The 25,879-nt window shown below is 45.6% G+C and carries 18 protein-coding genes; 4 read left to right on the top strand and 14 right to left on the bottom strand.

Annotated elements, in window-relative coordinates:
* Complete coding sequence (locus K429_RS0108575) at window positions 1-1,044, bottom strand: CNNM domain-containing protein (protein ID WP_007216873.1); 1,044 nt, start codon at window positions 1,042-1,044, stop codon at window positions 1-3.
* Between the two features lie 87 nt (window positions 1,045-1,131).
* Window positions 1,132-1,443 carry a hypothetical protein gene (locus tag K429_RS0108570; protein ID WP_225979491.1) on the bottom strand — a complete coding sequence of 104 codons (312 nt, stop codon included), beginning with the start codon at window positions 1,441-1,443 and terminating at the stop codon, window positions 1,132-1,134.
* A 197-nt stretch (window positions 1,444-1,640) separates the two neighbouring features.
* Here K429_RS0108570 and K429_RS0108565 point away from each other — a divergent pair, with 197 nt between their 5' ends.
* Entirely contained in the window at window positions 1,641-1,961 is a 321-nt protein-coding gene (locus K429_RS0108565; RefSeq protein WP_007210905.1) for a heavy metal-binding domain-containing protein, read from the top strand.
* Between the two features lie 41 nt (window positions 1,962-2,002).
* Here K429_RS0108565 and K429_RS28555 read toward each other — a convergent pair whose 3' ends face one another.
* The 3 genes from K429_RS28555 to K429_RS0108550 form a co-directional block, all read right to left on the bottom strand.
* Window positions 2,003-2,974 carry a FecR family protein gene (locus K429_RS28555; RefSeq protein WP_052340643.1) on the bottom strand — a complete coding sequence of 324 codons (972 nt, stop codon included), beginning with the start codon at window positions 2,972-2,974 and terminating at the stop codon, window positions 2,003-2,005.
* Between the two features lie 12 nt (window positions 2,975-2,986).
* Window positions 2,987-3,493 carry an RNA polymerase sigma-70 factor gene (locus K429_RS28550; protein ID WP_044096581.1) on the bottom strand — a complete coding sequence of 169 codons (507 nt, stop codon included), beginning with the start codon at window positions 3,491-3,493 and terminating at the stop codon, window positions 2,987-2,989.
* Window positions 3,494-3,558: 65 nt separating this feature from the next.
* Window positions 3,559-6,144, bottom strand: coding sequence for an outer membrane beta-barrel family protein (locus K429_RS0108550; RefSeq protein ID WP_026366633.1), 2,586 nt, complete (start codon window positions 6,142-6,144; stop codon window positions 3,559-3,561).
* A 173-nt stretch (window positions 6,145-6,317) separates the two neighbouring features.
* On the opposite strand from K429_RS0108550, the gene K429_RS0108545 reads away from it, so the two are divergent.
* Complete coding sequence (locus K429_RS0108545) at window positions 6,318-8,522, top strand: sodium-translocating pyrophosphatase (RefSeq protein ID WP_026366632.1); 2,205 nt, start codon at window positions 6,318-6,320, stop codon at window positions 8,520-8,522.
* 140 nt (window positions 8,523-8,662) lie between these two features.
* On the opposite strand, the gene K429_RS0108540 is transcribed toward K429_RS0108545, so the two are convergent.
* From K429_RS0108540 to K429_RS0108510, 7 genes are all read right to left on the bottom strand, one after another.
* Window positions 8,663-10,591 carry a trehalase family glycosidase gene (locus tag K429_RS0108540; protein ID WP_026366631.1) on the bottom strand — a complete coding sequence of 643 codons (1,929 nt, stop codon included), beginning with the start codon at window positions 10,589-10,591 and terminating at the stop codon, window positions 8,663-8,665.
* A 54-nt stretch (window positions 10,592-10,645) separates the two neighbouring features.
* Entirely contained in the window at window positions 10,646-13,798 is a 3,153-nt protein-coding gene (locus tag K429_RS0108535; RefSeq protein ID WP_026366630.1) for a glycoside hydrolase family 2 TIM barrel-domain containing protein, read from the bottom strand.
* Window positions 13,799-13,905: 107 nt separating this feature from the next.
* Complete coding sequence (locus K429_RS0108530) at window positions 13,906-14,511, bottom strand: lysine exporter LysO family protein (protein ID WP_026366629.1); 606 nt, start codon at window positions 14,509-14,511, stop codon at window positions 13,906-13,908.
* Window positions 14,508-14,786, bottom strand: a complete 279-nt coding sequence (locus K429_RS0108525; protein WP_026366628.1) for a LysO family transporter — start codon at window positions 14,784-14,786, stop codon at window positions 14,508-14,510. Before K429_RS0108525 ends, K429_RS0108530 begins: the two co-directional genes overlap by 4 nt.
* 102 nt (window positions 14,787-14,888) lie before the next feature.
* Window positions 14,889-16,535, bottom strand: coding sequence for a RagB/SusD family nutrient uptake outer membrane protein (locus K429_RS0108520; RefSeq protein WP_026366627.1), 1,647 nt, complete (start codon window positions 16,533-16,535; stop codon window positions 14,889-14,891).
* A 28-nt stretch (window positions 16,536-16,563) separates the two neighbouring features.
* Window positions 16,564-19,671 (bottom strand): TonB-dependent receptor, encoded by a 3,108-nt coding sequence (locus K429_RS0108515; RefSeq protein ID WP_026366626.1) that lies wholly within the window; start codon window positions 19,669-19,671, stop codon window positions 16,564-16,566.
* 218 nt (window positions 19,672-19,889) lie between these two features.
* A complete protein-coding gene (locus tag K429_RS0108510; protein WP_026366625.1) occupies window positions 19,890-21,512 on the bottom strand; it encodes a tetratricopeptide repeat protein in 1,623 nt (540 codons plus the stop codon).
* A gap of 96 nt (window positions 21,513-21,608) precedes the next feature.
* Between K429_RS0108510 and K429_RS0108505 the strand changes: the two genes are divergently transcribed.
* Window positions 21,609-22,214 (top strand): ribonuclease HII, encoded by a 606-nt coding sequence (locus K429_RS0108505; protein WP_007210891.1) that lies wholly within the window; start codon window positions 21,609-21,611, stop codon window positions 22,212-22,214.
* On the opposite strand, the gene K429_RS0108500 is transcribed toward K429_RS0108505, so the two are convergent.
* Window positions 22,215-23,771 (bottom strand): PQQ-like beta-propeller repeat protein, encoded by a 1,557-nt coding sequence (locus tag K429_RS0108500; protein ID WP_226810441.1) that lies wholly within the window; start codon window positions 23,769-23,771, stop codon window positions 22,215-22,217. It lies immediately after the preceding gene.
* Between the two features lie 224 nt (window positions 23,772-23,995).
* On the opposite strand from K429_RS0108500, the gene K429_RS0108495 reads away from it, so the two are divergent.
* Entirely contained in the window at window positions 23,996-24,820 is an 825-nt protein-coding gene (locus K429_RS0108495) for a hypothetical protein (RefSeq protein ID WP_007216885.1), read from the top strand.
* A 7-nt stretch (window positions 24,821-24,827) separates the two neighbouring features.
* Here the strand turns inward: K429_RS0108495 and K429_RS0108490 are convergent, their stop codons facing one another.
* Window positions 24,828-25,754 carry a magnesium transporter CorA family protein gene (locus K429_RS0108490; RefSeq protein ID WP_007210881.1) on the bottom strand — a complete coding sequence of 309 codons (927 nt, stop codon included), beginning with the start codon at window positions 25,752-25,754 and terminating at the stop codon, window positions 24,828-24,830.
* Window positions 25,755-25,879 lie beyond the last annotated feature (125 nt).

Genomic DNA, 25,879 nt, shown 5'->3' with positions numbered 1-25,879 from the left:
CTAATCACTAATCTTCGTTTCCGCCAGTTTCTTCTGCCACTTATCCCGTGCCAGCTTCTGCATATCCGTTACGGAGTCTTTTTCATCTACAATCTCAAAACCTAAGGCTGTTTCGATAATATCCTCCATTGTGACAATTCCCCAGAAGCAGCCATATTCATCAATCAAGATTGAAATATGCTCTTTTTTTTCAAGCATCTGTTCCCAGACTGTGGAAACAGAACTATTTTCCGGGAAGGAAAGGATAGGGCGGGCCACATCCTTCAGACACATATCGAATCTGTCTTCTGCTAACTTTTCGAGTACAGTCTGCCGCAACACATATCCTGTGATATAATCTTCACTATCATTATAGATTGGGATACGAGAGTAAAACTTATACTTTCCATCCTGATAGAACTCTTTCAGAGACATACTTTCGGGAGCTGTTGCTACTACAGTACGAGGAGTCATAATGGATTGTGATTTTACTTTATCCAGTTTAATGAGGTTTTGTATCATCTTGTTTTCTTTCATCTGGAAAACACCTTCTTCTACCCCGATGGAAATCATAGCCGAAACCTCTTCGCGGCTTACGGATAATTCTTGTTTGCCGGAAGAAAACAGACGGGTAATCAGCTCGGACAACCACACCAGGGGATAACAGATGATAATAAGGAAATTAATGATACGGGCTGATGGAAGTGCCAGTGTGCGCCAGTAGCAGGCGCCTATCGTTTTAGGAATGATCTCTGAGAGAACGAGGATTAAAATAGTCAGTATGGCGGAGATTACACCGAAGTAAGCTTCTCCGAATATCTTTACTGCTTCGGCACCTACACCGGCAGCACCCACGGTGTGGGCAATGGTGTTCAAGGATAATATGGCAGCAATAGGCCGGTCGATGTCTTGTTTGAACTTCTTTAATAAGATAGCGCTTTTCCCGTGTGTTTTCTCTTTGGTGGAGATGTACGACATTGGGGTAGATAACAAAACTGCTTCAAGAATGGAGCATAAAAATGATAAAGCTAATGCGAGGGTTAAGTATAATAAAACAAGTCCCATATATAAGTTTATTAATTAGACATAGCGGAACGAATGTATGATTCGTCCCGGATAGAATATAAAAATACGGTAATAGAAGGACTTGTGCTAAAGCCGATATATACAAAGTAGAGAGCGTTCGGGTGAATATACGCTCCTGAGGTTGTACGGTTGGCTGCCGTCACTATATTGATATAAATTAGTGTTCTCAGTAGAGAAAGTATAAGTAGTCGTAGTCTCTGCACAGAGCTTACGCGCACGGTTTAAAGAAAGTGTACGTGAGATAACAGCTTCATCGTTAAACTCTTCAGGCGAATGATGCTCATTTTGTTCGATGCAAAGAAAGGGAGGTTCGTTTTCGGAAAAGGAATTATAATCTTCTGGTTGCAGAGCAAAAAGCACTACGACCAGATACATCATTATTTTAAATATAAAATGCTTTGTTTCCATTTCTTCGGCACAAAGATAGATAAATGCTGACTTTGCTCATATATAGGTGCTCTCTTTTTTGTTTTTTTATTATAATGAAGAGGTATAAAAGTTCTCGCCACTGCAACTTTTCGCCCTATTCATGCGTCTAATAGGGTGCAAATAACTTAAATAAATAGAGAAAGATTATGTTAGTAACAACAACACCAACTATCGAGGGTGGACGTATCACCCGCTATTACGGTATCGTTTCAGGCGAGACGATTATCGGTGCCAATGTATTCCGTGACTTTTTTGCCAGTATCCGCGATGTAGTGGGCGGACGTAGCGGCTCTTATGAGGAAGTGCTGCGCGAAGCGAAAGATATCGCCCTGCGTGAAATGCAGGAACACGCCAGAGCTCTCGGAGCCAATGCTGTGATTGGCGTGGATTTGGACTATGAAACTGTAGGTGGAAGCGGTAGTATGCTGATGGTAACCGCTTGCGGTACGGCTGTGACAGTAGAATAATAAATACAGGGGGAAGAGCCGAAAAGCTCTTCCTCTGCGTATCAATGCTTGGGAGAATAATTGCTGATGATTACTTTTCCCTTTTTTTGTTCCAGTTTGGCTATTCCCAGATCATTGAGCGCTTGCACTACTTCTTCCAAAGAAGTTGTTCGCGGGAAGCGGAAATGGATGCGTTGTTTCAGCAAGTCGGGCGAATGAAAGATGATACTGGTGTTATACCATGTGCCTACAGACTTCATAATCTCCGCTAGTTCGGCATCATCGAAGCTGAATTCTCCTTTGGTCCATCCTTCCGTTGCGGTGAGTTGTGCTTCGGATATGGTGAAACCATTATCTTCAGACAATATAGCTTGCTGTCCGGGCAATATGTCTTTCTGCTGTGTTTGTTTCTCGTCGCTGACGCGGACGCGCCCCTGAAATAAAGTAACTGCCGCTACTTTTCCCGGATAGGCATTTACATCGAATACCGTGCCCAATACCTGTGTCTGTATCTTACCGGAAGAAACAATGAAAGGACGTGCACTATCTTTTGCCACTTCGAAACGTGCTTCTCCTGTCAGATGGACTTCACGGGTCCCCTCTGCCGGGAATTGTTTAGGATATTCCAGGCGGGAATTGGCGTTGAGCGTAACCTGTGTACCATCGTCCAGGATGATTTGCGTAGTAGTGGCTGGGGGAGTCGAAAGAGTAATCCTACCATTGCTCTCTGAGGTGATGATTGCTTCGGGGGCATCCAGGGCCGCAAAGATTTCAATATCTTGAATCGTGTCTTCGTTGGTAATACGGGGCACGATAAGCACTACCAGCACTACGATGGCAGCTGCAATGCCGGAAGTCCACATCTGTATGATGCGTCTGCGTTTTTGAGCGTCTTGCCGGGAGGCAAAAGCATTCCATGCCGCGCGGGTTTCTTCTTCCGAAGGTAAGTCTCCGATCGCTTCTCCGAAAGCATTCAGTAATCTGAGGTCTTCAGTATCCATCTTGAAATCATTTTCTTTTTTCTCTTCCATCATCGGTTCCTCCTTTCAGGGCATAGCTTCGCGCAAGGTACGCAAAGCTTTGGATATATGTTTCTTTACGGTGTCGGGACTGATGCCAAGCTGTTCGGCTACTTCCCGATAGGTTTTATGTTCATAATAGCAGAGCCGCAATATCGTGCAGGTTGGTTCCGGTAGGTTGCGGGCAATGCTTTCCGCTTGTTGCAGTAGTCGTTCATGTTCCCGGTAGTCGGTCGCTACATCCATACGAGTGGCTTCGCGCAGCGCTTCCAGGTTGGTGGCTTCTACTTGCAGATGCTTCAGACGGTTAAGGCAGGCGTTACGTGCGGCAGTATAAAGCCAGGCTCCCCGGTTTTCCGGTTCCAGCTTTTCGAATTGTTTCCACGCCTGCTCCATCACACTACCCACAATATCACGGGCTTCTTCTCCGTCGCCCAATAGTTGGGTGGCGTAACGCACCAGACGGGGATATAGCTCCGTGAACATCTGTCCGAAAACTTCTCTTTTTGTGTCTTTTTTATGAAACAAGGACATTCTCCGATTCTTTTTTTAGTCCGCAAAGGTAAGGATTATCCTTTATCCCTCGTTTACTGCAATGCTTAAAGACGTCCTTTTTCACTTTCTCCGGCACCTTTACCTTTATATTTATTCTTAGTGGCATTGAACTGATAGTTGAGGCGTATGCCGAAACGTTGTTTGTCGGCATAATTTTCAAACTCGTTGTAGGTGCGGTCGCCATATACACGAAAGTGATAGGTACCTGTACGAAATATATCATTCGCTACCAGTGAGACGCGCAACGCACGGTCTTTCAGGAAAGATTTGGTAAGTTGCGCATCTACAGTCCCTTCTGTTTTTTTGATGGCATAGCTTTGCTTTGCACTAAATGCCAGTCTTCCTTTTATATTGAGAAACCAGCCACGAGGCAATGTAAAACTGTTATTCAAAATGAAATCCGGTTGCACCTCATTCCAAAGAGGTTGAATATTCAGTGAACGGGCGTTGGACTGGAACCAGAACAGGCTGGCCGTAAATTGCGGTTGCCACCAGCCGAACTTTGGGGAGAGTACCAAGGCACCTCCGTATGCATAGGAGTTAGGGATGCTTGCCATTGTCCACAATACTACACCGGGGTGCTTTGCGTCATCATAGGGTTTGGCATAAGTGGTGTACATGTTTCGTGAATGATCGAAGTATAAACTGGCATTGATCCATTTCCAGCCCCCTTCCAATGAGAAGGCATTATGCTTTTGCGGTTCCAGTTCAGGATTTCCGTTGTGGTATTGGTACTTGCTTTGGTAACTGATGGTACTGGACAGCATGCTGTAACTGGGATTAAGCTTCATCATACGATAGGACAGACCGATATTCCAGTCCTCCTTTTTATAGAAAATAGTGACTATGGGGATTAAGTCATGATAAGAAGGACTTTTCTCTTCTTTATAGATATCTGATTCGTAATAATCCGTCTTTTGATATTCGTAGCGCAACCCTGCCGTCAGGTTGAACTGCCCGAGTTCTATGGAATAATCGGCAAAGGCAGAGGCGATGGATTGTTTGATGCGGTTATCGGCATCATTGGAGAAACCGCTTTGTTTGAAGATGTCGTGGCGCTCGGTGAAAGTTTCTTCAGTACCGAAAGAGAGTTTGCCTTGACCAAGCGGTGCCGTAATCACCAGTTTAGCGGCATACAGGCGGTTTTTTACTTCACTGTCGGATGAGGCATCTGTTTCACCATTGTTGTCTACCTTCTGCCCACCTCCGGAGCGACCGTAGAGGTAGTCGGCATTGAAGTCGATGTTCCATTTTCCGAAAGTACCGTTATAATAGCCATTCACGGTATGATTCCAGTTGGTGTGCTTGCGACCGTGTGAGTCGGATGTGAGACGATCTACCTCTTCTCCGTCCTGCAGCATCACGGTTTCACCTTGCGAATAAAGCTCCTGATCGCCCAGTCCGGTTTTGGGTACATAGCGTATACCGAAAGACTGGTGGTCATCCGGTTCGTAGTTGAAACCTACTTCGCCATTGAAGTTTGCATCATGTGCACGATTGACGTTGTCAGATATGCTTTTCCATTCGGAGGAAGTGTTCAGTTGCAGTTGGGTATGACTGGTGGAATATGTGTCCGACTCATTGAAGTGCCCTTTGACAAAGATGTCCAGTCCGCCGGTACGATAATTTAGGGAGGCGCCTTGTTTGCCTTTTGCCGAGTGTCCCTGTGTATAGTCTGCGTAGGCATTGGCACTTAAACCTTGCCCGCGCTTGCGGATGGTACGTAGCCGGATAACGGATGACACGTTGGAGGAATAACGTGCTCCGGGCGTGGTTACAATTTCAGCGGAGAGTATTTCGTTAGCCTGAAGTTGGTTTAGTTCGGAGGTGTCGCGTACTTTTCGGCCATTGATGTAGATCTCCGGTTTACCTCGTCCGATAACGGTATAGTTACCGTCCGAGCCGGTGACAAAAGGGAGGTGACCGATCATATCGCTTGCAGAGCCCAGCATAGAAAGTGGTGTCCCTGCTACGTTGGCAACGAAAGCGCCATTCTTGCGTTCCATCAGTGGACGAGAGGCAGTAACGGTCACTTCTTTCAGCATTTGTGCGTCTGGTTGCAGGTGAATGTCATTTTCCGGTTGGCAAGGAAGCGTCAAGGGTTGATAGCCTATGTAGGTTACTTTCAGCAAATGTTTTTTTTCATTGTTGCCGGGTAGGATAAAGCTACCGTCTTCCGCTGTGACGCATCCTGTAATAAAGGCGGAATCAGCTGCTGCCAGCAGGATGACGTTGGCATACGCTAACGGTTCATTTCGGTCTCCGTATATGGTTCCGCGCACTTGGGTAGTCTTGCCATCTTTTCCCTTCCGCTGAATCACGAAGTAATCAGTACGTTCGATACAGTTGAAAGGTTTTCCTTTCAGTACTGTGCGGATGGCTTCGTCTTGCGTCTGTTTACGGATACTTGCTGTTACGTGATAATTCTCCGTCTCTTCATAGGCAAAAAGGATATTCTTGCCGCCCATCTTTTCTATCTGTTTCAGTGCGGCAGACAGTTTTTCGTTTTTTAGTTCCAGGCTGACCAGTCTGGATGTTTGCTGTGCATTTAAGGTGGGGGTAAAGAGTAGAAGAAAATATACTGTGTATATCATCCATGCCTTTCTAAAAGTAAAATCTGTGCGTTTCATTATTCCTTTGTTTTTATTGATTTTACTTATACTACAACATGGGTGCTCAATCGGGTACGGTTTTCGCCTGCAAATTTAATAGAATGAGTTGATTTTTCTTTTATTCCTTTGCTTATTTCGTTTCAAATCAATACTTTTAGACTTTCAATCAACCTTTTAATACGATTAACACCATGGACAGTTTGCTTTTCTGGCTGATTCCGGCCGCTTCCGTTTTAGCTCTCTGCTTTGCTTATTATTTCCATAAGCAAATGATGAAAGAGAGTGAGGGTACTCCGCAAATGATAAAGATTGCCGCCGCTGTGCGTAAAGGCGCGATGTCTTATCTGAAACAACAGTATAAGATAGTTGGCTGGGTATTTCTGGGACTTGTGGTCCTTTTCGCTATTATGGCTTATGGTTTCGATGTACAGAATCGTTGGGTACCGATTGCTTTCCTGACGGGCGGTTTCTTCTCCGGCCTCTCTGGATTCCTCGGTATGAAGACGGCAACGTATGCTTCGGCACGCACAGCAAATGCTGCCCGTAGCTCACTGAATGCGGGATTGCGTGTTGCTTTCCGTAGCGGTGCGGTAATGGGACTGGTCGTAGTGGGTTTGGGCTTGCTCGATATTTCTTTCTGGTATCTGTTATTGAATGCGGTTATACCGGAAGATGTTTTGACTCCGACTCATAAACTCTGCATTATCACTACCACCATGCTTACTTTCGGAATGGGTGCTTCCACACAAGCGCTCTTTGCCCGTGTAGGTGGAGGTATTTATACGAAAGCTGCCGATGTAGGCGCCGACCTGGTTGGTAAGGTTGAGGCCGGTATTCCCGAAGATGACCCGCGTAACCCTGCAACAATTGCAGATAATGTAGGTGACAACGTAGGCGATGTAGCCGGTATGGGTGCAGACCTCTATGAAAGCTATTGTGGCTCTATCCTGGCAACTGCCGCTCTGGGTGCTGCTGCCTTTATTCATACGGGAGATACGGCCATGCAGTTCAAAGCTGTTATAGCTCCGATGCTGATTGCGGCCGTAGGTATTCTTCTTTCTATTATCGGTATCTTCGCAGTACGTACCAAGGAGAATGCGAAGATGAAAGACCTGCTTGCTTCGTTAGCTTTCGGTACGAACCTGAGTTCAGTGCTGATTGTTGTGGCTACTTTCTTTATTCTTTGGTTATTGAAACTTGATAACTGGATGTGGATATCTTGTGCCGTTATAGTCGGTCTGGTAGTCGGCATCATCATCGGACGTTCTACGGAATATTATACCTCACAATCCTATCGTCCTACTCAGAAGTTGAGCGAAAGCGGAAAGACTGGCCCGGCAACGGTGATTATCTCCGGTATCGGTTTGGGTATGCTGTCTACTGCGATTCCTGTGATTGCTGTGGTAGTCGGTATTATTGCTTCCTACCTGTTTGCATCAGGGTTCGATTTCAATAATGTAGGTATGGGACTTTACGGTATCGGTATTGCTGCCGTAGGTATGCTTTCCACCCTGGGCATTACGCTTGCTACGGATGCTTATGGTCCTATTGCTGATAATGCGGGCGGAAATGCTGAAATGTCCGGTCTGGGTGCGGAAGTACGTAAACGTACGGATGCTCTCGACTCTTTGGGTAATACTACTGCCGCTACCGGAAAAGGTTTTGCCATTGGTTCGGCTGCACTTACGGGACTTGCCCTGCTTGCTTCTTATATTGAAGAAATCCGTATCGGACTGACTCGTTTGGGAACCACTGATTTAACGCTTCCTCATGGTAACTCCGTGGCCCTTCAGGATGCCACTTTCTTCGACTTCATGCATCATTATGATGTGACGCTGATGAATCCGAAAGTTCTTTCAGGTATGTTCTTGGGTAGTATGATGGCATTCCTTTTCTGCGGATTGACAATGAATGCTGTTGGCCGTGCTGCCGGGCACATGGTGGATGAGGTGCGCCGCCAGTTCCGTGAAATCAAAGGCATACTTACCGGTGAGACAGAACCGGATTACGAACGTTGTGTAGCTATCTCCACAAAGGGGGCGCAACGTGAAATGGTAGTTCCTTCGCTGATAGCCATTTTAGCTCCGATTGCTACGGGACTTATCTTTGGTGTTCCCGGTGTGCTGGGCTTGCTGATCGGTGGATTGAGTAGCGGTTTCGTTCTTGCCATCTTTATGGCGAATGCGGGCGGTGCATGGGATAATGCAAAGAAATATGTGGAAGAAGGTAACTTTGGTGGTAAGGGTAGCGAAGTACATAAAGCTACTGTGGTAGGCGATACGGTAGGTGACCCGTTCAAAGATACTTCCGGTCCGAGTTTGAATATACTTATCAAGCTGATGAGTATGGTAGCTATCGTGATGGCGGGGCTGACGGTTGCGTGGAGCCTCTTTTAAGAAGCCTGTTTGTTATTCCCTCTAATAGAAGAAGGTGTGTCAAAACTGGAAAGTAACTTAAGCTCCCCTCCTCCCGGGAGGAGGAGAATTGAGATAGTACTGCATTATGACACACCTTCTTTTATTAGAGGGAATGGGAATTACTTCCCGTAATCATCGTACATCATCAATAGATGGGATGAACTCCAGCTAAAGTGTGGCGCTTTCAATCGCTCTCCGGTGTGAGTGCCGTAGTTCTCATGGATGGGCGCTCCTTCTTTCAGTCCGTTGAGGCGGTCGAATACCTGCAATGTATATTCATCGGCAAGCTTATGATAACCATAGTTGCGGAGCCCGCGAATGGCAAAGTAAGTTTGATCTAGCCAGATAGGACCACGCCAGTAGCCGCGTGGGTTATACTTGGGATTATCTGCGGCAATGGTGGGGAAAGGAATATACGTTGAGAACTTTGCTGTATCCTGAAGCATGGGTAACATCTTATCTACCTGCTCTTGCGTGGCAATCTGTGTCCACAACGGAGTATAGGCTTCGCATCCCGGTTCTTCAATGAATGAACCGTCTTTCAGACGGCGGTCAAAGAAGAAGTTGAGTTTGGGATCAAAGAAATAATCGGCTACTTTATTACTATAGTCGGGAGCATCGAATGAGACATTCAGTAATCCGGAAAATTTCTTTAGTAACTTACATTCCAGTGCCAGGTAGGCATTCAGGTCTACACTTTCCTGGTCCATACTCCAGGCATCCTCGCCTCCGTCGTTCTTCAGCATCATGGCGTCGTCAAAACGAATGGCATTGTCCATTCCGCTTTCCCAAGCGGCTGCTTCCAGAGTACCGTCAGTGGCACCGTATTCGCACATACCATTATGATTATGGTCACGTTTCTGATACCACCACTTATAATAAGCAAGCAGTTGCGGATACATCTCGGAAACGAAAGCCGTGTCGCCTGTATGCGTGAAAATCTCGTCTACAGCCCAACATACCAAAGGCGGTTTGCTGTCACGGGCATTGTTTTCGGATGGATCAGTGTAGATACAGTCGATTATCATACCGTCCGGTTGCTGATAATCGAACATGGCGCGGATGTTATTCTTTGCCAGTTCAGGATCGAACTTAGCAGTCCCCGCACTGAAACGCCAGGTATCCCATGCCCAGAAACCTACAAAGTAGCCAACTGCATGGCTTGGGACAATACCCTCGTGCAACAGACCGCCACGGTGGGTGCGCCAGTTGGAGATAAGAGTGGTTACGGCTTTCACGGCGATGCGGTCGTATTCGGGTTTCATGTCGGTACGCAGTATCTTCGCTAGGTATCCTTCCCAACGTTCGGCATTGGCTTGCAATGCTTTCTCGGGATTATTGAGCAGGTTGGGGAGGTTCTGTAATCCGACTGTCATTTCCTTTTCGGAGGTGAAGAAGGAAATGGTTACATTTACGGGATACTTAGAGGTGTGGATAAGGGCGGTGTAATTGTTATCCGTTCCGGTAAGTTTCACATCGGGAGGGAACGTTACAGTTACGCTTTCTCCACTGGGATGGCGGGCTATTACAGAGTTCTGCTCTACGCTTACGGTTATATTCTTCCCCCATTGGCTGCCAGTCAGCATCAGTTCTTCCGCTTTGTCGGCTTCTATACGAAGCAATGCGGTGGAGGCACTTACGAAGTTAAGCCGCTGGGTGATAGTTCCGTTGCCGGAATGGGCGGACATATACAGTTCTCCGGGATAGTAACAGGTGGAGTCAGGCACAAAGGTATCCGAGACTTTCTGACTAAAACCTACCGTAACAGCGGATTGAGCCATCCACTGGCGGCGGAACATATCCAGACTGAATGGGCCGCAGAAACCGTTTACCCAATTCTCTTTCTCGGGAAGAGTGAAACCCATCCACGAGCCGGCATCTGTGAACCAGCCGTAGCAGCGGTGCAAGGTATCGGGAGTGTAGGCAATATCCAGTATATTATTGAATGTATACCGCTTCTCCGCAGTGTTTTTGTTGCCGGGAGTGCAGGCGGTGATGCCTGTAACCAGCAGAGTAATACAAATAATGTGTATAAACTTATGTCGCATGATCTAATTTATAATTAATGATTTCTTTTTAGGTGATAAATTATCATTTATCTCTCAGAACCAACATTTGTGAGCCTGTTCCGCTGCATCATCCTTTGCTCCGAGCGGTTGCAGTGTAAAACTGTATTTCCACTCGTGTGGCGTGATAGTGTATTCGGGATGTACCTGTGCTCCCCAGGTATTGTCACCACCCACACCCATCTGCTGATGATCGATGTTTAGCCAAATTATATCCTTTTTCAGGATACTTCCTCCATGACGGCGTTCTACCTGCGAGGGACGATATTCAATGTCCTCCATCGGAAAGTTCCAGGCACTTACGCTCAGAGGCTCTTCTCCGGTTATCAGCAAACCTTCTCCGGCAACATTGCGCAGGGCAACCCAACGCACATCACAGTGATTGGCCGTTTCCTGAGCACGTACATACGGATGGAATTGTTCCCAAACCGTAGCATTATACAGGCCTACTAATGCTCCTGTCTTTCGGTCTGCATAGTTTTCCTGCGGACCGCGTCCCAGCCAGGACATCATTTCATATTCTGCCGAAAGTATCATACGCATACCCAGACGAGGCATTTCATTCAGCGCCTGTTTGCCCGGGGTGAAGTGCATGCTCACCCGGACGGCACCGTCAGGATGAATATCATAGATTGTTTGCAATGTAGAGCCTTGTGCCTCCATCTTATAAGTAACCGTTACAATGACAATCTGCTGTTTCTCCGTAACTTCCAGATTCTCCAGTTTAGCATCCTTTCCGGCAGTCTTCCAGGTGGCGCAGCGATTGAGATGTCCATTAGGAATATCGTTGTCCGTCAACGGACGCCAGAAGTTGGGTTGTAATCCCTCTTTAATCAGATTCTTTCCATGGTAGATCAGTTCTGTCATCTCACCGTTTTGGGTAGAGAAGGCTATCTGGAAGTTATTTCCTTTCAGTGTGATCGCTTCATTATTCCGGTCTGTTGCCAACGTACTGTTGGCGGGCTGAACCTTTCCGGTGATTTGAGTCGTGGGGAGTATCCATTGCTCGATGGCCACTTCATGTCCTTTCGGTATCAGCGGAGCTTCATGCTTGGTGAATGCGCGCAGAGTCAGGAAGTATTCCTTACCGTCGGCAGGCAATGCTTTCAAGGGTAATTCTATATTGGCAGAACTTCCCGGAGTGATTACGGGGAAGTCCATTTCACCTCCTTGTACCGCTTTTCCGTCGCACTCTACTGCCCAATGCAGGGTATATCCTTCCAAACCGATGAAATCATGCCGATTGCTGACTTTTATCTTGTTCGGAGTAAAAGCTACCGGTTCGAAGTGAATGTATTGCAATACTTTCTTCACCTCATAGATGTGCGGATGGAGAGAACGGTCGGCAGCTACCAGTCCGTTGGCACAGAAGTTAGAGTCGTTGACGATGCCTACAAAGCCCATGTCGCCTCCGAATGCCCAGATATCACGGTTGTTTTTATCTTTGATGGCGAATGTCTGGTCTACCCAGTCCCAGATAAATCCGCCTTGTAGCTGGTCATATTTATAAATCAAATCCCAGTAATCCTGGAAGTTTCCTACGCTGTTACCCATTGCATGGGCGTACTCACACATAATCAAGGGGCGTTTGTCACGCTGATTGATGTGGCGGCGCAGTGACCAGATACGTGCATACATCGGACAGTAAATGTCGCTTTTTGCATCGTAGCCGCCTCCTTCGTATTGTACCGGACGGGTAGGATCTACTTTCTTAGTATAATCGTACAGCGTTTCAAAATGTTTGCCATACCCGGATTCATTACCCATGGACCAGGTGACGATAGCTGAGTAGTTACGGTCGCGTGCAATCATGCGGCTCATGCGTTGCATGAAGGGGAGTTCCCAGTCCGGATAATTAGCCAGCGTTCCATCCTTGTGATCCATCATGCCGTGACTTTCGATATTGGCTTCATCCACCATGTACAGACCGAATTCGGTGCAAAGCTCGTACCAAGCAGAGTAGTTCGGATAGTGGCAGTTGCGTACACCGTTCAGATTAAACTGTTTCATCAACTGAATATCATGTATCATGGAAGCAACGCTGATAGTGCGTCCTTTGTGCGGATCGTGCTCGTGACGGTTTACTCCTTTAAACAGTACTGCTTTCCCGTTAATCATCTGCATTCCGTTGTGCATCTCTACCGTGCGGAAACCAAAAAGGTGAGTGAAAGATTCCAGCGGTTTTCCCTGGGCGTCGAAGGTGCTGACTACTAATGTGTAAGTATTCGGCGTCTCCGCATTCCATGCACGTATATTCGGGAAAATCTCCTGTTGGCTGAACAGAGTATCAGTGGTGAAAGTGATGGACTTCTTCCGGTTGTAAATCTCCCTGCCTTCATCCAATAGCTTAACTTCGACGCTTTCTCCGACTTTCGGCTGATGAAGTAATATATCGAGGTCTAGTTCCCCATCTTTGTAATCATTGACTAACTCGGCAATCATCCGGAAGTCACGGACACGGCTTTGCGGACGGGCATAGAGATATACATCCCGTTCAATACCACTGTATTTCCAGTAGTCCTGCCCTTCAAGATAGGAGCCATCGCTGTAACGAAATACTTTCACGGCAAGTTTATTACTGCCTTTTTTCAACAGCTTCGTAACGTTGAAGTGAGACGGTAGACGGCTGTCTTCGGCATATCCGGCAAGCTCACCGTTCACCCATACATAATAAACGGATTCCACTCCTTCGAAGTCAAGGAAGATATCCATACCTTCCCAACCATTCGGGACGGTAAACTCACGGATGTAAGCTCCTACCGGATTGTAATCGGCAGGTACATACGGAGGATTGGCAGGAAATGGATAGCGGGTATCCGTATAGATAGGAGCATCGAATCCTTGCAGTTCCCAACTTCCGGGAACTTGTATTTTGCTCCACTTCCGGGTATTGTATCCGGGTTTATGGAAATTCTTGGGACAAAGATCGTTATTCTTTGAGAACAGGAATTTCCAGGTTCCATCCAGCGAAACTCGCCTTTCTGTCGCAGGATTCACATCGAAACGCACATCGGCGGGGAGAGAGCGTTGTTTCAAAGCGTTGGCTTCATTCGTAAATGGGATGAAATGTGCATACATCGGCTCTCTGTTTATCTCGTTGATTTGTGGGTTCTGCCAAGGTTCGTTATCAGCCAGGGCAGAAACACAAAGCAATGAGGAAAAGAGTAAAGTATAAACTTTGGCTTTCATGATAATTTGCTTTAAGTTCTGAAATGAAAATTAAAATCCGCATTTGTCCGCTTCGTCTGTGTCGTCCGCGTACCAATTCGCTTCTAAGCTGTCATTTCAAAACAGTATTAAATAGAACAAAACAGTGTCACAAGGAACGGAACGCAGAAATCCACTACAAATCCGTGGAAGATGGAGACAACTACAAACTGTTGTCCGGCCGTTCGTGTAATGATGGGCAGTGTGGTGTCCATCGTAGTTGCCCCTCCGGCAGAGATAGGGGCGAGGTTGCCGAACCAGCGCACCAGTAATGGTGCAGCCAGCAGGGTCAGAATCTCACGGCTGATGTTGGCGAGCAGGGCAATTGTCCCTAATTCAGCTCCTTTATATTCGGTAATGAAGATACTGGAGAGTGAATAGTAACCGAAGCCCGAACCTACAGCCAGGCAATCTGTCAGGGAACGGTGTGTCAGTATCAGGCTGACTGCGGCAGAACCTGCCAACGTGCCCAGAATGGTCATGATAGGCAGGAATATCAACCGTGGATTGAGTGAACGGAAATTTTTCAACGTTTGCGGGTCATTGCCTACACTTATCCCTACACTGAACATCAGTGCGCAAAGTGCATAAAAGCTGACTTTACTATCTACTACGATGTCGATAGGTATCAGGTGAAAGACTCCGCAAAGTGTCCCCAGCACAAAAAAGCCGACTATGATAAGACTTCCTTTCATGCTTGTCCTCCTTTCCGTTTGTATAAGGCCCTCCACAGTGCCCAAGCGGCAATTACACTTCCCAGAGTTCCACCTATGGTGAGTATGATGGCTTCAAGGCCAATGGTGTGCAGTCCTTTGATAATTTGCTCGTTTCCTCCCACTTCAATGCCGAGAATGAAGAGCAGCCCCCAGATCAGCACTGTGATCACCTTATGTATTTTACTTAAATTCCGTTTCCGTAAGAGGTAGCCCAGCAGCATTCCTGTGAGCATCAGTCCGATAATTGTAAACATATCTATGTCGTTTTTGAGGGCAAAGATAATTCATTTAAAGGTAAATAAGGCGGCATCGCCGCAGGCAAACGCCGCCTTATTTTGGTATATTTAAAGAGAGGATTATTCTTCAGTTCCTTCTGTAGTGTTGTTTAACGCAGAGTTTGCGTTGACTTCCCACAAAGGAATCGGGAAGAAGTTGTGCTTACCTTCCGAAAATCCGCGTTTGCCCAGCACCTCGCTCAGTTTGCCCCAGCGACGCAGGTCGTACCAGCGGTAGCTTTCCAGTGGGAACTCGATGATGCGTTCATGTTCTATTTGAGCCTGTACTTCGGCTTGTGACGTTCCTTTCATAGTAGGCATTTTTCCATGCTTGGCTCTGATTTCATTAATTAGAGGAATGGCTTGCTCGGGATGTCCTTGCTTGTTCAGTACTTCGGCTTTCATCAACATAACGTTAGCATAGCGCATCAAAGGAATGTTGAACGGACAGTAGTCGCTCAGTTCCTCATATGTTTCCGGAGTGAAGCGACGGAAGTTGGGGCGGTCGTATACATCTTTCACGCCACCATGAGATTCCAGATATTCGTCTGTGTCTTCTCCTGTCGGGATATCGATGACATTGCCGTTTGCATCCACATACTTCTTATTCTCGTTCTGTCTCCATCTCCAAAAACACTCGTCGTAAGTGAACTCTCCAAAAATCAGTTCGCCGTTATCAGCGTCGTTGAAGTAGTCATCCTTGAAGTAAATCGTATTATAAAGACGTTGGTCGTACAACCCGTCCGATGTCTTTCTGCCTTCTTTCTTGTACTCTTCCACCAGGCGGGCGCTGGGCAGGATTTCATCCCAACCGCCAATCTCAGAGCAGGCAATGAAACAGTGTACGAATGAGTAGTAGCTGGCGCCATTGTCAGTGTTGGCAGAATATTGCAACTCGAAGATGGATTCCGGGCAATTCTTGTTCTTGCCGTTGAACATTTGCAGCATCTTGTCGCTGTCTACCAGTTCGTAGCCTTGCACTGCATTCAGAGCCTTCAGGGCTGCTGTTAAGTGGGCCGACTCATTGGCAGGTTCTTCATAAGCACGTGTCAGGTAGGCAAATCCCAGGTAGGCATTGGCTGCTCCCGAAGTGGCGCGACCCAGTTCCGAACTGGGGCGTGTGGCAGGCAATGCAGTGGCTTGCGACAATTCGCTTATTACCAGTTCCCAGCAAGCCACCCGGTCGCTCAATGGCTTGTTCAGGTCGGCTGCATCTGAAATGTAGATGTCGCGCAGGATAATCTTCTCCCAGTTCAGTAACAGCATCATGTGGAAATAACCTCTCAGAAAATGAGCCTCGGCAATAATCTCTCCGCGTTTGGCTTCGGTGATGTTTTCTGCTGGGATTTTGGGTGCGTACTCCAATACCTGATTGGTGAAGTTGATACCCCGGTAAAGGTCTTGGTAGTAATAAGAGAACTGTGTATTTCCGTTGGTATAGGTGAAGTTGTAGATGTCTGTCCAAGTTTGGTAATTGTTGGCATCGTTACCTACATCGTAAAGGTCGGTGCGGTAAGCCTCCACCGGCCAGCGCACTTCACTGGTGGCATAGCTGTCGCCGTGGTAGAGTTGGGCGTATGCCGAGGCCAGGGTGGCTTCTGCATCTTTTTGGTCTCTCCAAAAGTTGCCGGTAGTCAGCTTGTCGGGAGAAGAAACAGTCAGGAAGTCATCGCAAGACGTAAAAGCCATTGCGAGACACATACTTGCTATATATAGAACTTTTTTCATATCGTTTCTTTTATATTTAAGTTAAACATTAGAATGTAAGCTGTGCACCCACGGTGTAGGAGCGGGTAAACGGATAGATGTATCTGTCTACACCGGAGTTCAGTGGGCTGCTGGTTGAGAATTCCGGGTCTACGCCGGAGTAACCGGTAATGGTGAATAGATTGTCACCGCTGATATAGAAGCGGAGCTTTTCTATTTTTACTTTCTTCAGCAGAGATACGGGCAGTGTATATCCGATTTGAGCCTGGCGCAAGCGGACGAAGCTACCATTCTCCAGAAAGCGTTCGCTTTCGCGGGAGTTACCGTTGGGGTCGCCGTTCACGGCACGTGGAATGTCGGTATGTGTGTTTTCCGGTGTCCAGGCGTTGGCTACGGTGCTCAGCATATTGATGGGAGCATTCATGGATTCATAGAAGTAGCGGTTACCGTTGTAAATCTTATGCCCGAATACACCACTCAAACTGAAAGAAAGGTCGAAACCTTTGTAAGAAGCGGAGAAATTGAGGTTAGTTTCGAATTTAGGGATACCTGTTCCGCAATATTCTTTGTCATCTTCGTCGATGACACCGTCACCAGTTACATCTTTGAAGCGGATGTCACCGGCTTTTGCGTTGGGCTGGAAGCGTTCTCCTTTATCGTTCACGTAAGCTTCAGCTTCCGCATCGCTTTGGAAGATGCCGTCTGTGCGGTAGAGGTAGAAGCCGCTGATGGGCTTGCCTTCTTTGGCGTATGCCGGGATATGGTCGGTATCGTACAGCAGACCGGTGGCGGGCAGTGCTTGTCCTTTGTCTGCTAGTTCCACTACTTTATTCTTGGTTGTGGAGAAGTTGAAGCCCAAGTTGTATTCAAAGTCCTTGATTTTGTCGGTCCAGTTCACTTCCAGTTCCACACCGTTGTTGCGAATCTTACCCACGTTCAGAATGGGATTCTGGTAGCCGGCAGAGGGAGAGAGGCGCTTGGTAATCAGCAAATCTTCCGTCTGGTTGATGTAGTAGTTGATGCTACCTGTCAGTTTGTTGCTGAGCATGCCAAAGTCGAAACCGATGTTTTTGGTGTCGGTAGTTTCCCATTTCAGACCGCGGTTTTCCATAGTCCATGAAGCAGAACCCGGCCAGGCGTTGCCACCTTGTATGTAGCCGCCGTAACGATTGTTGCGAGACAGAATCAAGGCCTGGAAGTCATAATATCCCAAAGCGTTCTCGTTGCCGAGGCGTCCCCAGCTGGCACGGAACTTCAGGCTATTGATGAAGAAATCTTTCGGATAGAAGGCTTCTTCACTGATTCTCCAGCCTACAGCTACGGAAGGGAAGCAACCCCAGCGGTTGTTCACGCCGAATTTGGAAGAACCGTCATAGCGCATGGTGGCCTGGATGAGGTAACGGTTGTCGTAGTTATAGTTCACGCGTCCGAAGAAAGAGGCGCGATTATATTTGTATTTTTCGCCGTCACCATAGAACGTTCCTCCGATACCTGCATCCACTGTATCAAAACTCGGGTCGAGGAAACCGGCTACCTCGTCCTTGGTGGCCAGGTTGCCGTTGGCATCAATGTAGTATTTGGTAGACTTACCAGTTACACCTACGCCATTGTCGGTATATTTGGTGGAAGTGATAGAAGAACCGGCCATTACATTCAAACTGTGCTTATTGAAATCTTTATTGAAAGTCAGCACATTGTCAATGGTTTGCTCTTCCCAATAATAAGTTCCCTCGTAGTGCTCGGGGTAGTTGTGGGGACTTTGTGCATTAGAAATGTAATCCGGATTGTGCTCCACATAACGGTAGTGTAAGCCGCGGTAGGCATAGCTGGTTTTAAAGTTCAGCCAGGGAGCGAGTTTCACGCCCAGTGATACGTTGGCATTGGTATAGAACTTCTTGGTAGCGGCTTCGTTGTAGACGTGGTCGGCCATCACGTTATTGTTGGTTGGCAATCCGAGCGATTGCGTCAAGGCAAAGCCGTATTTCTCATTCTCGTCATAAATGGGAAGCAATGGAGAAAGACCGTACATCTCACGCAAACTGTACTGTGGCTGTTTGCTCTTGGTATAGCGGAAGCTCAAGTTGGCATCAATGTCGAAGATGTATTTGCTCATGTGCATTTTCATGCGGGCATTGTCCTGGCGGAAGTTATTGCCCAAAAAGATACCTTTGTCGTCAGCATGGTTATAGGACACGGAATATTGTGCCGTTTCGCTGCCACCGCGCACACTGAACATATAGTTTTGGGATAAACCGTTGCGAAGCATCAGATCCTGCCAGTCTGTGTTTATGCCCGTATCGCTGGTACAATAGGCGGGAACCGGTTTGCCTGCATTTTCGAACATGGTTTTGATCGTATTCTTATACTGTTCCGCATTGGTCATTTCCAGTTTGTTGGCTACAGTAGTCATGCTCAAGTATGTATTGAAATCAATATGTGTTTCACCTTTCTTGCCATTCTTAGTAGTGATGATGATTACTCCATTGGCAGCTACCGAACCATAGATAGCAGCAGCGGCACCATCCTTTAGTACCTCCATAGACTGGATATCCTGCGGATTAACATTATCAATATCTCCGGGGAAACCATCGATAATATAAAGTGGCTCATTGCTGCCGAAAGATTTTACACCACGAATCTTGACAGAAATACCTGCACCCGCATTACCACCGGCCTTCATAATATTTACGCCGGCAATTTTTCCCTGCAACGCTTCGGCGGGATTGGTTGTAGCACGCTTGGTCAATTCTTCTGTGTCAACTGAAGAAATAGCTCCGGTCATATCACTTTTCTTCATTGTACCATAACCGATTACTACTACTTCATCCAGCATTTCAGTATCATCTTTTAGAGTTACTTTCAATACTTTTTGTCCGTTCAGAGGAATCTCTTGAGCGACATAGCCCACATAAGAGATTACCATTGTCGCATTAGTAGCAACAGTCAGTGCAAAATTACCGTCGATGTCGGTAATGCAACCATTGGTTGTACCTTTTTCCAAAACACTGGCGCCAATGAGAGTTTCTCCTTTGGTGTCGGTTACTGTACCGGTTAATTGGATGGTTTGTGCTAAAGAACTTAGCGGTACCAAACATACAAAGAGCAAGGCCAACAAAGCGGCTCTTTGTATTAAGGAATACTTTTTAATTTTACCCATGTGTGATAGTTTTTAAGGTTAATAACATTTGTTTCTCACATGGCAAAGAAAGAGATATAATTTGGAGTATTCCTATGAAGAATGATCTGTAAAATGTCTACAAAGAGGGTGAAATCTATGAGTTTTTAATCTACAATAATATTTGTAAATGGCTGAAATACAGTGATAAATCTTGTACTGCTATATCTACAAACATAGCATCTGCTGTAATGGTAACTTTAGAAGTTTTGCAAGTATTCCACCAGGTCTTTTTCTGTTGGTAAGTTCAAAGCCTTACGTAATCTATAGCGATTCATATTAATTGTTTTAGGACTATTCCCGCTAATCATTGAGATTTCTTTCGTTGAAAGATTGACACGCAGCATTGTTGCCAGATATTTTTCTCCTTGTGTCAAGTTGGGGTGTTCCTTTGTAAGCTTTTCAATGAATTCTTTATTCTTTTCTTCAATATTCAGCAGCAATGTATTATTGGTCTTATCTCCGCTTTGGTATTGGCTGATAAAAGCATTTACCTTCTTTAAGTGGGGAACCAGTGCTTGATTATCCATTCTATACCCTTCCTTAATCATCTCACGTATTTTGCCCAGCAACTCGTTACGGCTTCTAAGAAATACGGCAAAGCTGGTTACTTCTTGTTGACTGTTGTCTAAGGCACTCTGTACATTTTGCAGTTCCAATTCCTGTTGGTGCAGTTTTAATTCGGATATTTCCCGTTGTGACAGTTCCAGTTGATATCGGGCTTCTATAAGTTGAAGACCTTTTCTGCGTTTATACCATTTATATAAGAATATACTGAAGGCTAAACCAAGAACAAGTATACTGCCCAAAAGCCATAGGTTGCGCTTTAGTAGTTCTATCTTATAAGTTTGCTCCTGCATTTCGGTAGCATATTTCTGATCCTGATATCTTTTATAAGAGATTTCCTGTTCAATGTTGCGCAACTTGTTGCTACTTTGCAGCTCTTTGCTCAAGGCATACATTTGACTGAGCCGTTTATAGGCCTGGTCATAATCACCTATGGCGGCATATACCCAGGACGAATATTCATAATAATCACAAATCAATTCCTTGGCGCCGATATTATGGGCATATTCATAGGCTTTCTGCAAAGCTTCCAAAGCTTTGGAGTATTGCTCGCCGAAGTAATATTGCTTGCCCATATTGTTGTAGTTCTCTCCCAATGACCATTGTGCATCCAGATTTTTATTGATGGCTATGGCTTCCTGAATAAAGGACAGTTTCTTTTCCGTATCTCCTTGATATAGACATAGATTGTTCAGATTGGTAGCAATCTCTTTTAAGTTCCTTTGGGCACGATTGATAGTCAAGGCCCGTTGAAGAAATCTTTCTGCTACCAGAAATTCATCAAGCAGATAATGCATGACTCCACGCTCATTATAACATCCGGCCACTGAAGCTGAATCTCCTAAAGACTTGAAAATAGAGGTTGCCTTATCGTTCAGTTCTATCCCTTTGTTATAATCGCCCAACTTACTATATACACGTCCCATGAGTGAATAAAGCTGAGCTGTTTGCCGTTTGTTTGCGGGATTGATATATCTCTGTGTATCATATAAATTCTTGATACTCAAATCGAAGTTGCCCAGCAGTTGTTCTGCTTGGCAATAGAGTATCATAGCTTGTGCACGGGTTTCATTGGGTTCGTCTTCGGGAAATAAGGCAGCTGCCTGAGCTGCATAGTATGATGCCTGCTTGGGATTGCTGAACAGGGCTTTTTGAGCTTGTTCTAATAAGGTCTGGGCTTGTTTGCTGTCTTGAGCCTGTAAGGGGATCGTGGTTAATAGGGAAACTGCAAATATTAGATACAGTACTTGCTTCATAGTATATTTGTTGTTTCTGCAAATGTAATTATTTTCCTTTAAAAGTCCGGTTTGCTTTCAAAAAGATTTATCTTTGTGCCTCTAAATTAATGCTGTATGCTATTGCCTTATTTGAATAAAGATCTGATTGAAGCCGGTTGCGATGAGGCCGGACGTGGTTGCCTGGCAGGAGCTGTATATGCTGCTGCCGTGATTCTTCCCAAAGATTTCAAGAACGAACTACTGAATGATTCCAAACAGTTGACGGAACATCAGCGCTATGCTTTGCGTGAAGTGATTGAGAAAGAAGCACTGGCATGGGCGGTTGGCATCGTATCTCCCGAAGAGATTGATAAGATTAACATCCTGAACGCTTCTTTCCTTGCCATGCATCGTGCCGTAGATCAATTAAAGATGCGTCCGCAGCATCTGCTTATAGATGGCAACCGTTTCAAGAAATATCAGGATCTTCCGCATACCACGGTGATTAAAGGCGACGGTAAATACCTTTCCATTGCGGCGGCTTCTGTGCTTGCCAAAACTTATCGTGATGATTATATGAACCGTCTTCACGAAGAATTTCCATATTATGATTGGGACCATAACAAAGGATACCCCACGAAGAAACATCGTGCGGCCATCTCCGAACGTGGAACTACGCCTTATCACCGCATGACATTCAATCTATTGGGTGATGGGCAGTTAGCACTTGATTTCAAGTGATTATTCTATCGCTTCATCCAGATCGATAAATAGGAATTGGTTTTCATTGTTAAGTAGCAGCAGCTTATTACCAATCACCCGTCCTTTTTTGAACTCCGTATCAAGATGGGCTACAGGCATCCCCATTTCGTGAATGAACCAATAGTCTCCACGATTGCCGATACATAAATAATCTTTTAGTTGGATATTGGGGCTGTAAATCCGCTCCCGTTCATAGGTACTCCTGATGTTCAAATCCTTGTCTACTTCATAGATAACTCCTTGATCATTATATACCAGGCAATGTTCTCCATCGAAAGCGAGCGACTTGAAAGCGGTTGTATCTTTGTTGGCTGCATAGAATGTACCGGGCAGCATCGCTTCCAGCTTTCCGTATTGCTTGGTATCCCAAGGTACAATATTTACGATGGAATCCGTCAGCTCCTGATAAGCCATTCCGTCATCAAACAGCATGTAGAGTGCGTCGTCAGTTCGCAGGGCATCTTCAATCATATCTTTCTTTACGCTTAGTTGGTTGAAGAAGATTTCTTCTCCGTTTAGCAAGTTATAACAGGCTATAAATGGGCGCCCATATTTCTTGCGGCTTGCTCCTTCGCGTAATCCGTAGCCGTAATTCAGCATGAATAACTTATCATCTTGCACGAAAAGTTTAGAGCAGGAAGCTTTCACATCAGGAAACTCTGTTTGCCACATTACGTTGAAAGCCGTGTCCATACAGGAGATGTGTTGACGGTCTGCCCAGTAATAGAGTGAATCCTGAGACAGTATATTGGAAGTCAACCCCGTGATTGTATTATTGGCAATGGGAACATAGCTGTAATAATAGGCACCACCGGTTGCTACGCCACCGGCTACTCCGACTGCTACAGCGGCTAATCCTTGCAGCAATGCCGCTTTTGTATCATGAGCTCCCGGTTTTCCCGGATAGGTCAGTAACTCTCCGGTCATGAAATCCAGCTTATGCAATGCATCCGCTACAATCAGGCGTTTATTTTGTTCCAGATCAAGAACTTCGTTCCAACCGTATTGATGAGGTATTTTGTTTTCCCACAGATCGTTACCGAATTTCAAGTTGACAGCGCGGAGTTTGTTGGAGGTAGGGGAGTTATAACCTAAGACCAATCCCAATGAATCGTCCACATATACCGGAAATAAACTGGCTTCCCATCTCTTCGCTCCTGTTTCTCTACTGAGCAATGATATCTTGCTGCCGATTTCAGTTATCAAGACCCCTTCCGAAAGACAAGTTATCCGTGATTTGCTGAAGTCAATCGGCTGTTTCCATAGGAGCTGACTGCTCTTTGTGTCATAGAAACCTATTTCTCCTTTATTCTTCAGATACTTACCGCTTTTAGTGGTTTCCCTGAAACTGACGCAGAGATAATCGCCTTTATCACTCATGGAGAAAGTTTCCACCCGCTGCGGAAAAGTGTAGCACTGTGCTTTTAAGTCCGTTCCGTCCGCTTTTTTTCCTACAACGATGGTTTCGGATTGAGCATAAGAGATTGATGCCATGAGGAGCAGGCATACAAGCATTAGATTTCTGTGTATTTTCATGTTCATTGACCTATTTGGCGCAAACATACGTATTATTTGCGAAATCTGGTCAAAAAGGGGAAAATATTATTCTCATACTGAAGAATGACTATATCTGATTTCAATTAGTATATTTGGACGGAAGCGAAGTAAAGGAAATATACGAGGTGGAAAAACAAAACTGACGTCGTTTTAGGTAAAGTGTCTTTCTTTGTATATCTTTGTACACAAAGAAAGACACTGTTATGAATTGCAATAAACATTTGAATGACTACGCTGTCGCCACCTGCGCATCTTGCGGAGTGGGGTTATGTCAGAACTGCCTGAATAGTTCTGTTTATTCTTATGACAGCAAACCTTTGTGCCACGATTGTAATCTGAAAGCCGCGGAAGATGAAATGTCTACATTAAGTAGGAGAAAGGTATGGGCGCTGATAAAGTGCATTTTCGTATTGGTCTTTATGATATTGGGTTTCTCTATCTGGCAATCTACCGGTGATGCCATGAATGCGTGGATATATGCAGGTATTGGCGGCATTCCCTCGGCGTTTAAATCTACAAAATCCTCTGGAGGAATGCGGGTAGTCAGTAATGATATCATTGACAGTCTTTTTTATCCGTTTATAATGTTGCTGATCCGACTGGCGATTATCATAGCTCTTGCGCCCCTTGCGGCTGTCTTTCTGGTGATCATGAATCTAGTTACTTTCTTCAAAACTTCGAGTGCCTTGAAGGATACGAAGAATACGTATGCTTTCCTGCTGAACGCTTCGAATCAGCCGGTACAGATGTCTTCCGCATCCCAATCTCCTGTACTTCAATCTTCGGCGGCTACGAATTTGAAGAATGTTGACGATGCTGACGACTCCTGGATGGACAGCTTCATGAAACCTTCCAGTACTAAACCTTCTGTTATGACAACGCGCCTTACCTGGAAAACCCGACCTACTGCTGCCGGAGCCGACAAGGTGAATAAAGTAGAAAAGGCGGAAGAGGAAATAAAAGAAGAAGATGATGATAGTCACGAGGTCGTAACTACACCATCTTTGATACAAAAACAAATGCGGTAATGGTAGTTTAGAACCACTTAATCTTCCTGAACCAGATAAATGTTCCTGCCGATAATATTACGGAGATCAGGATAATGAATATGAAAGCATACGGGAAACCTTCCAGGTGAATATCCACATTCATACCGTAGAAACTGGCTATCAGTGTCGGTATCATGAGCGTGATGGAAAGGCTCGTCATGCGTTTCATGATAGCATTGACGTTGTTGGAAATAATGGAGGCAAAAGCATCCATCGTTCCTGTCAGGATGTCGCTGTAAATGTTTACGGTATTGTATGCCTGTTTTAGTTCAATGATTACATCCTCCAACAGCTCCATATCCAGATAGTCGGTATCCTGGAAGATATTCTTCAATCGCCCGATCATCACTTCATTTCCGCGGATGGAAGTGTTGAAGTAGACAAGGGTTTTTTGCAACTTCATCAGACGGAGCAAGTCTTCATTGCGGATACTTTTCTCCAACTCTTTTTCCGCATTGGCTACATCATTGTTTATCTGTTTCAGATACTTCAAAAACCAGACGGCGGAAGAATAAATCATCCGCAGGATCAAGTCCAGCTTATTGTTCACTACGATACCTTTGCGACGTGTATGTTGGATAAAATCCGAGATGAGTTCAGTCTTGTGATAACATACCGATACGATAATTTCATTATTGGTAATGATGCCTATTGGCACGGTAATAAAGGGAATGCCATGCTGACTGCTCTGCATCGGGATACGCAGGATGGTTAGCAACCAGTTGCCTTCCGTTTCCGTACGCGGGCGTTCATCCGCATCGGCGATATCTTCCAAAAAAGATTCCGGTACTTTCAACTCTTGGGTGAGGAAATCAAAATCATTGTCATCGGGGCATTCAACGTTTACCCAGCTATTGGGCATCCATTGTGACTTTTCTATAAAGCCGGCTTCAGAATAAAGGTACGTTCTCATCGTAATGGCCTCCTTTCTTTAGGAACGAACTGAGGCATTGCGGACAACGTCTCTGTTCGCTTTAATTATAAATACTATTGCACGTTCGTGGGTTTGAATCGTCCATATTTCTTGTTTTTTGTTTT

It is taken from the genome of Bacteroides sp. 14(A) (assembly GCF_000526555.1).
GTDB classification, from domain to species: domain Bacteria; phylum Bacteroidota; class Bacteroidia; order Bacteroidales; family Bacteroidaceae; genus Bacteroides; species Bacteroides cellulosilyticus.
Note: the sequence above shows the minus strand (reverse complement) of the source record. Positions and strands in the feature narration are given on the sequence as shown.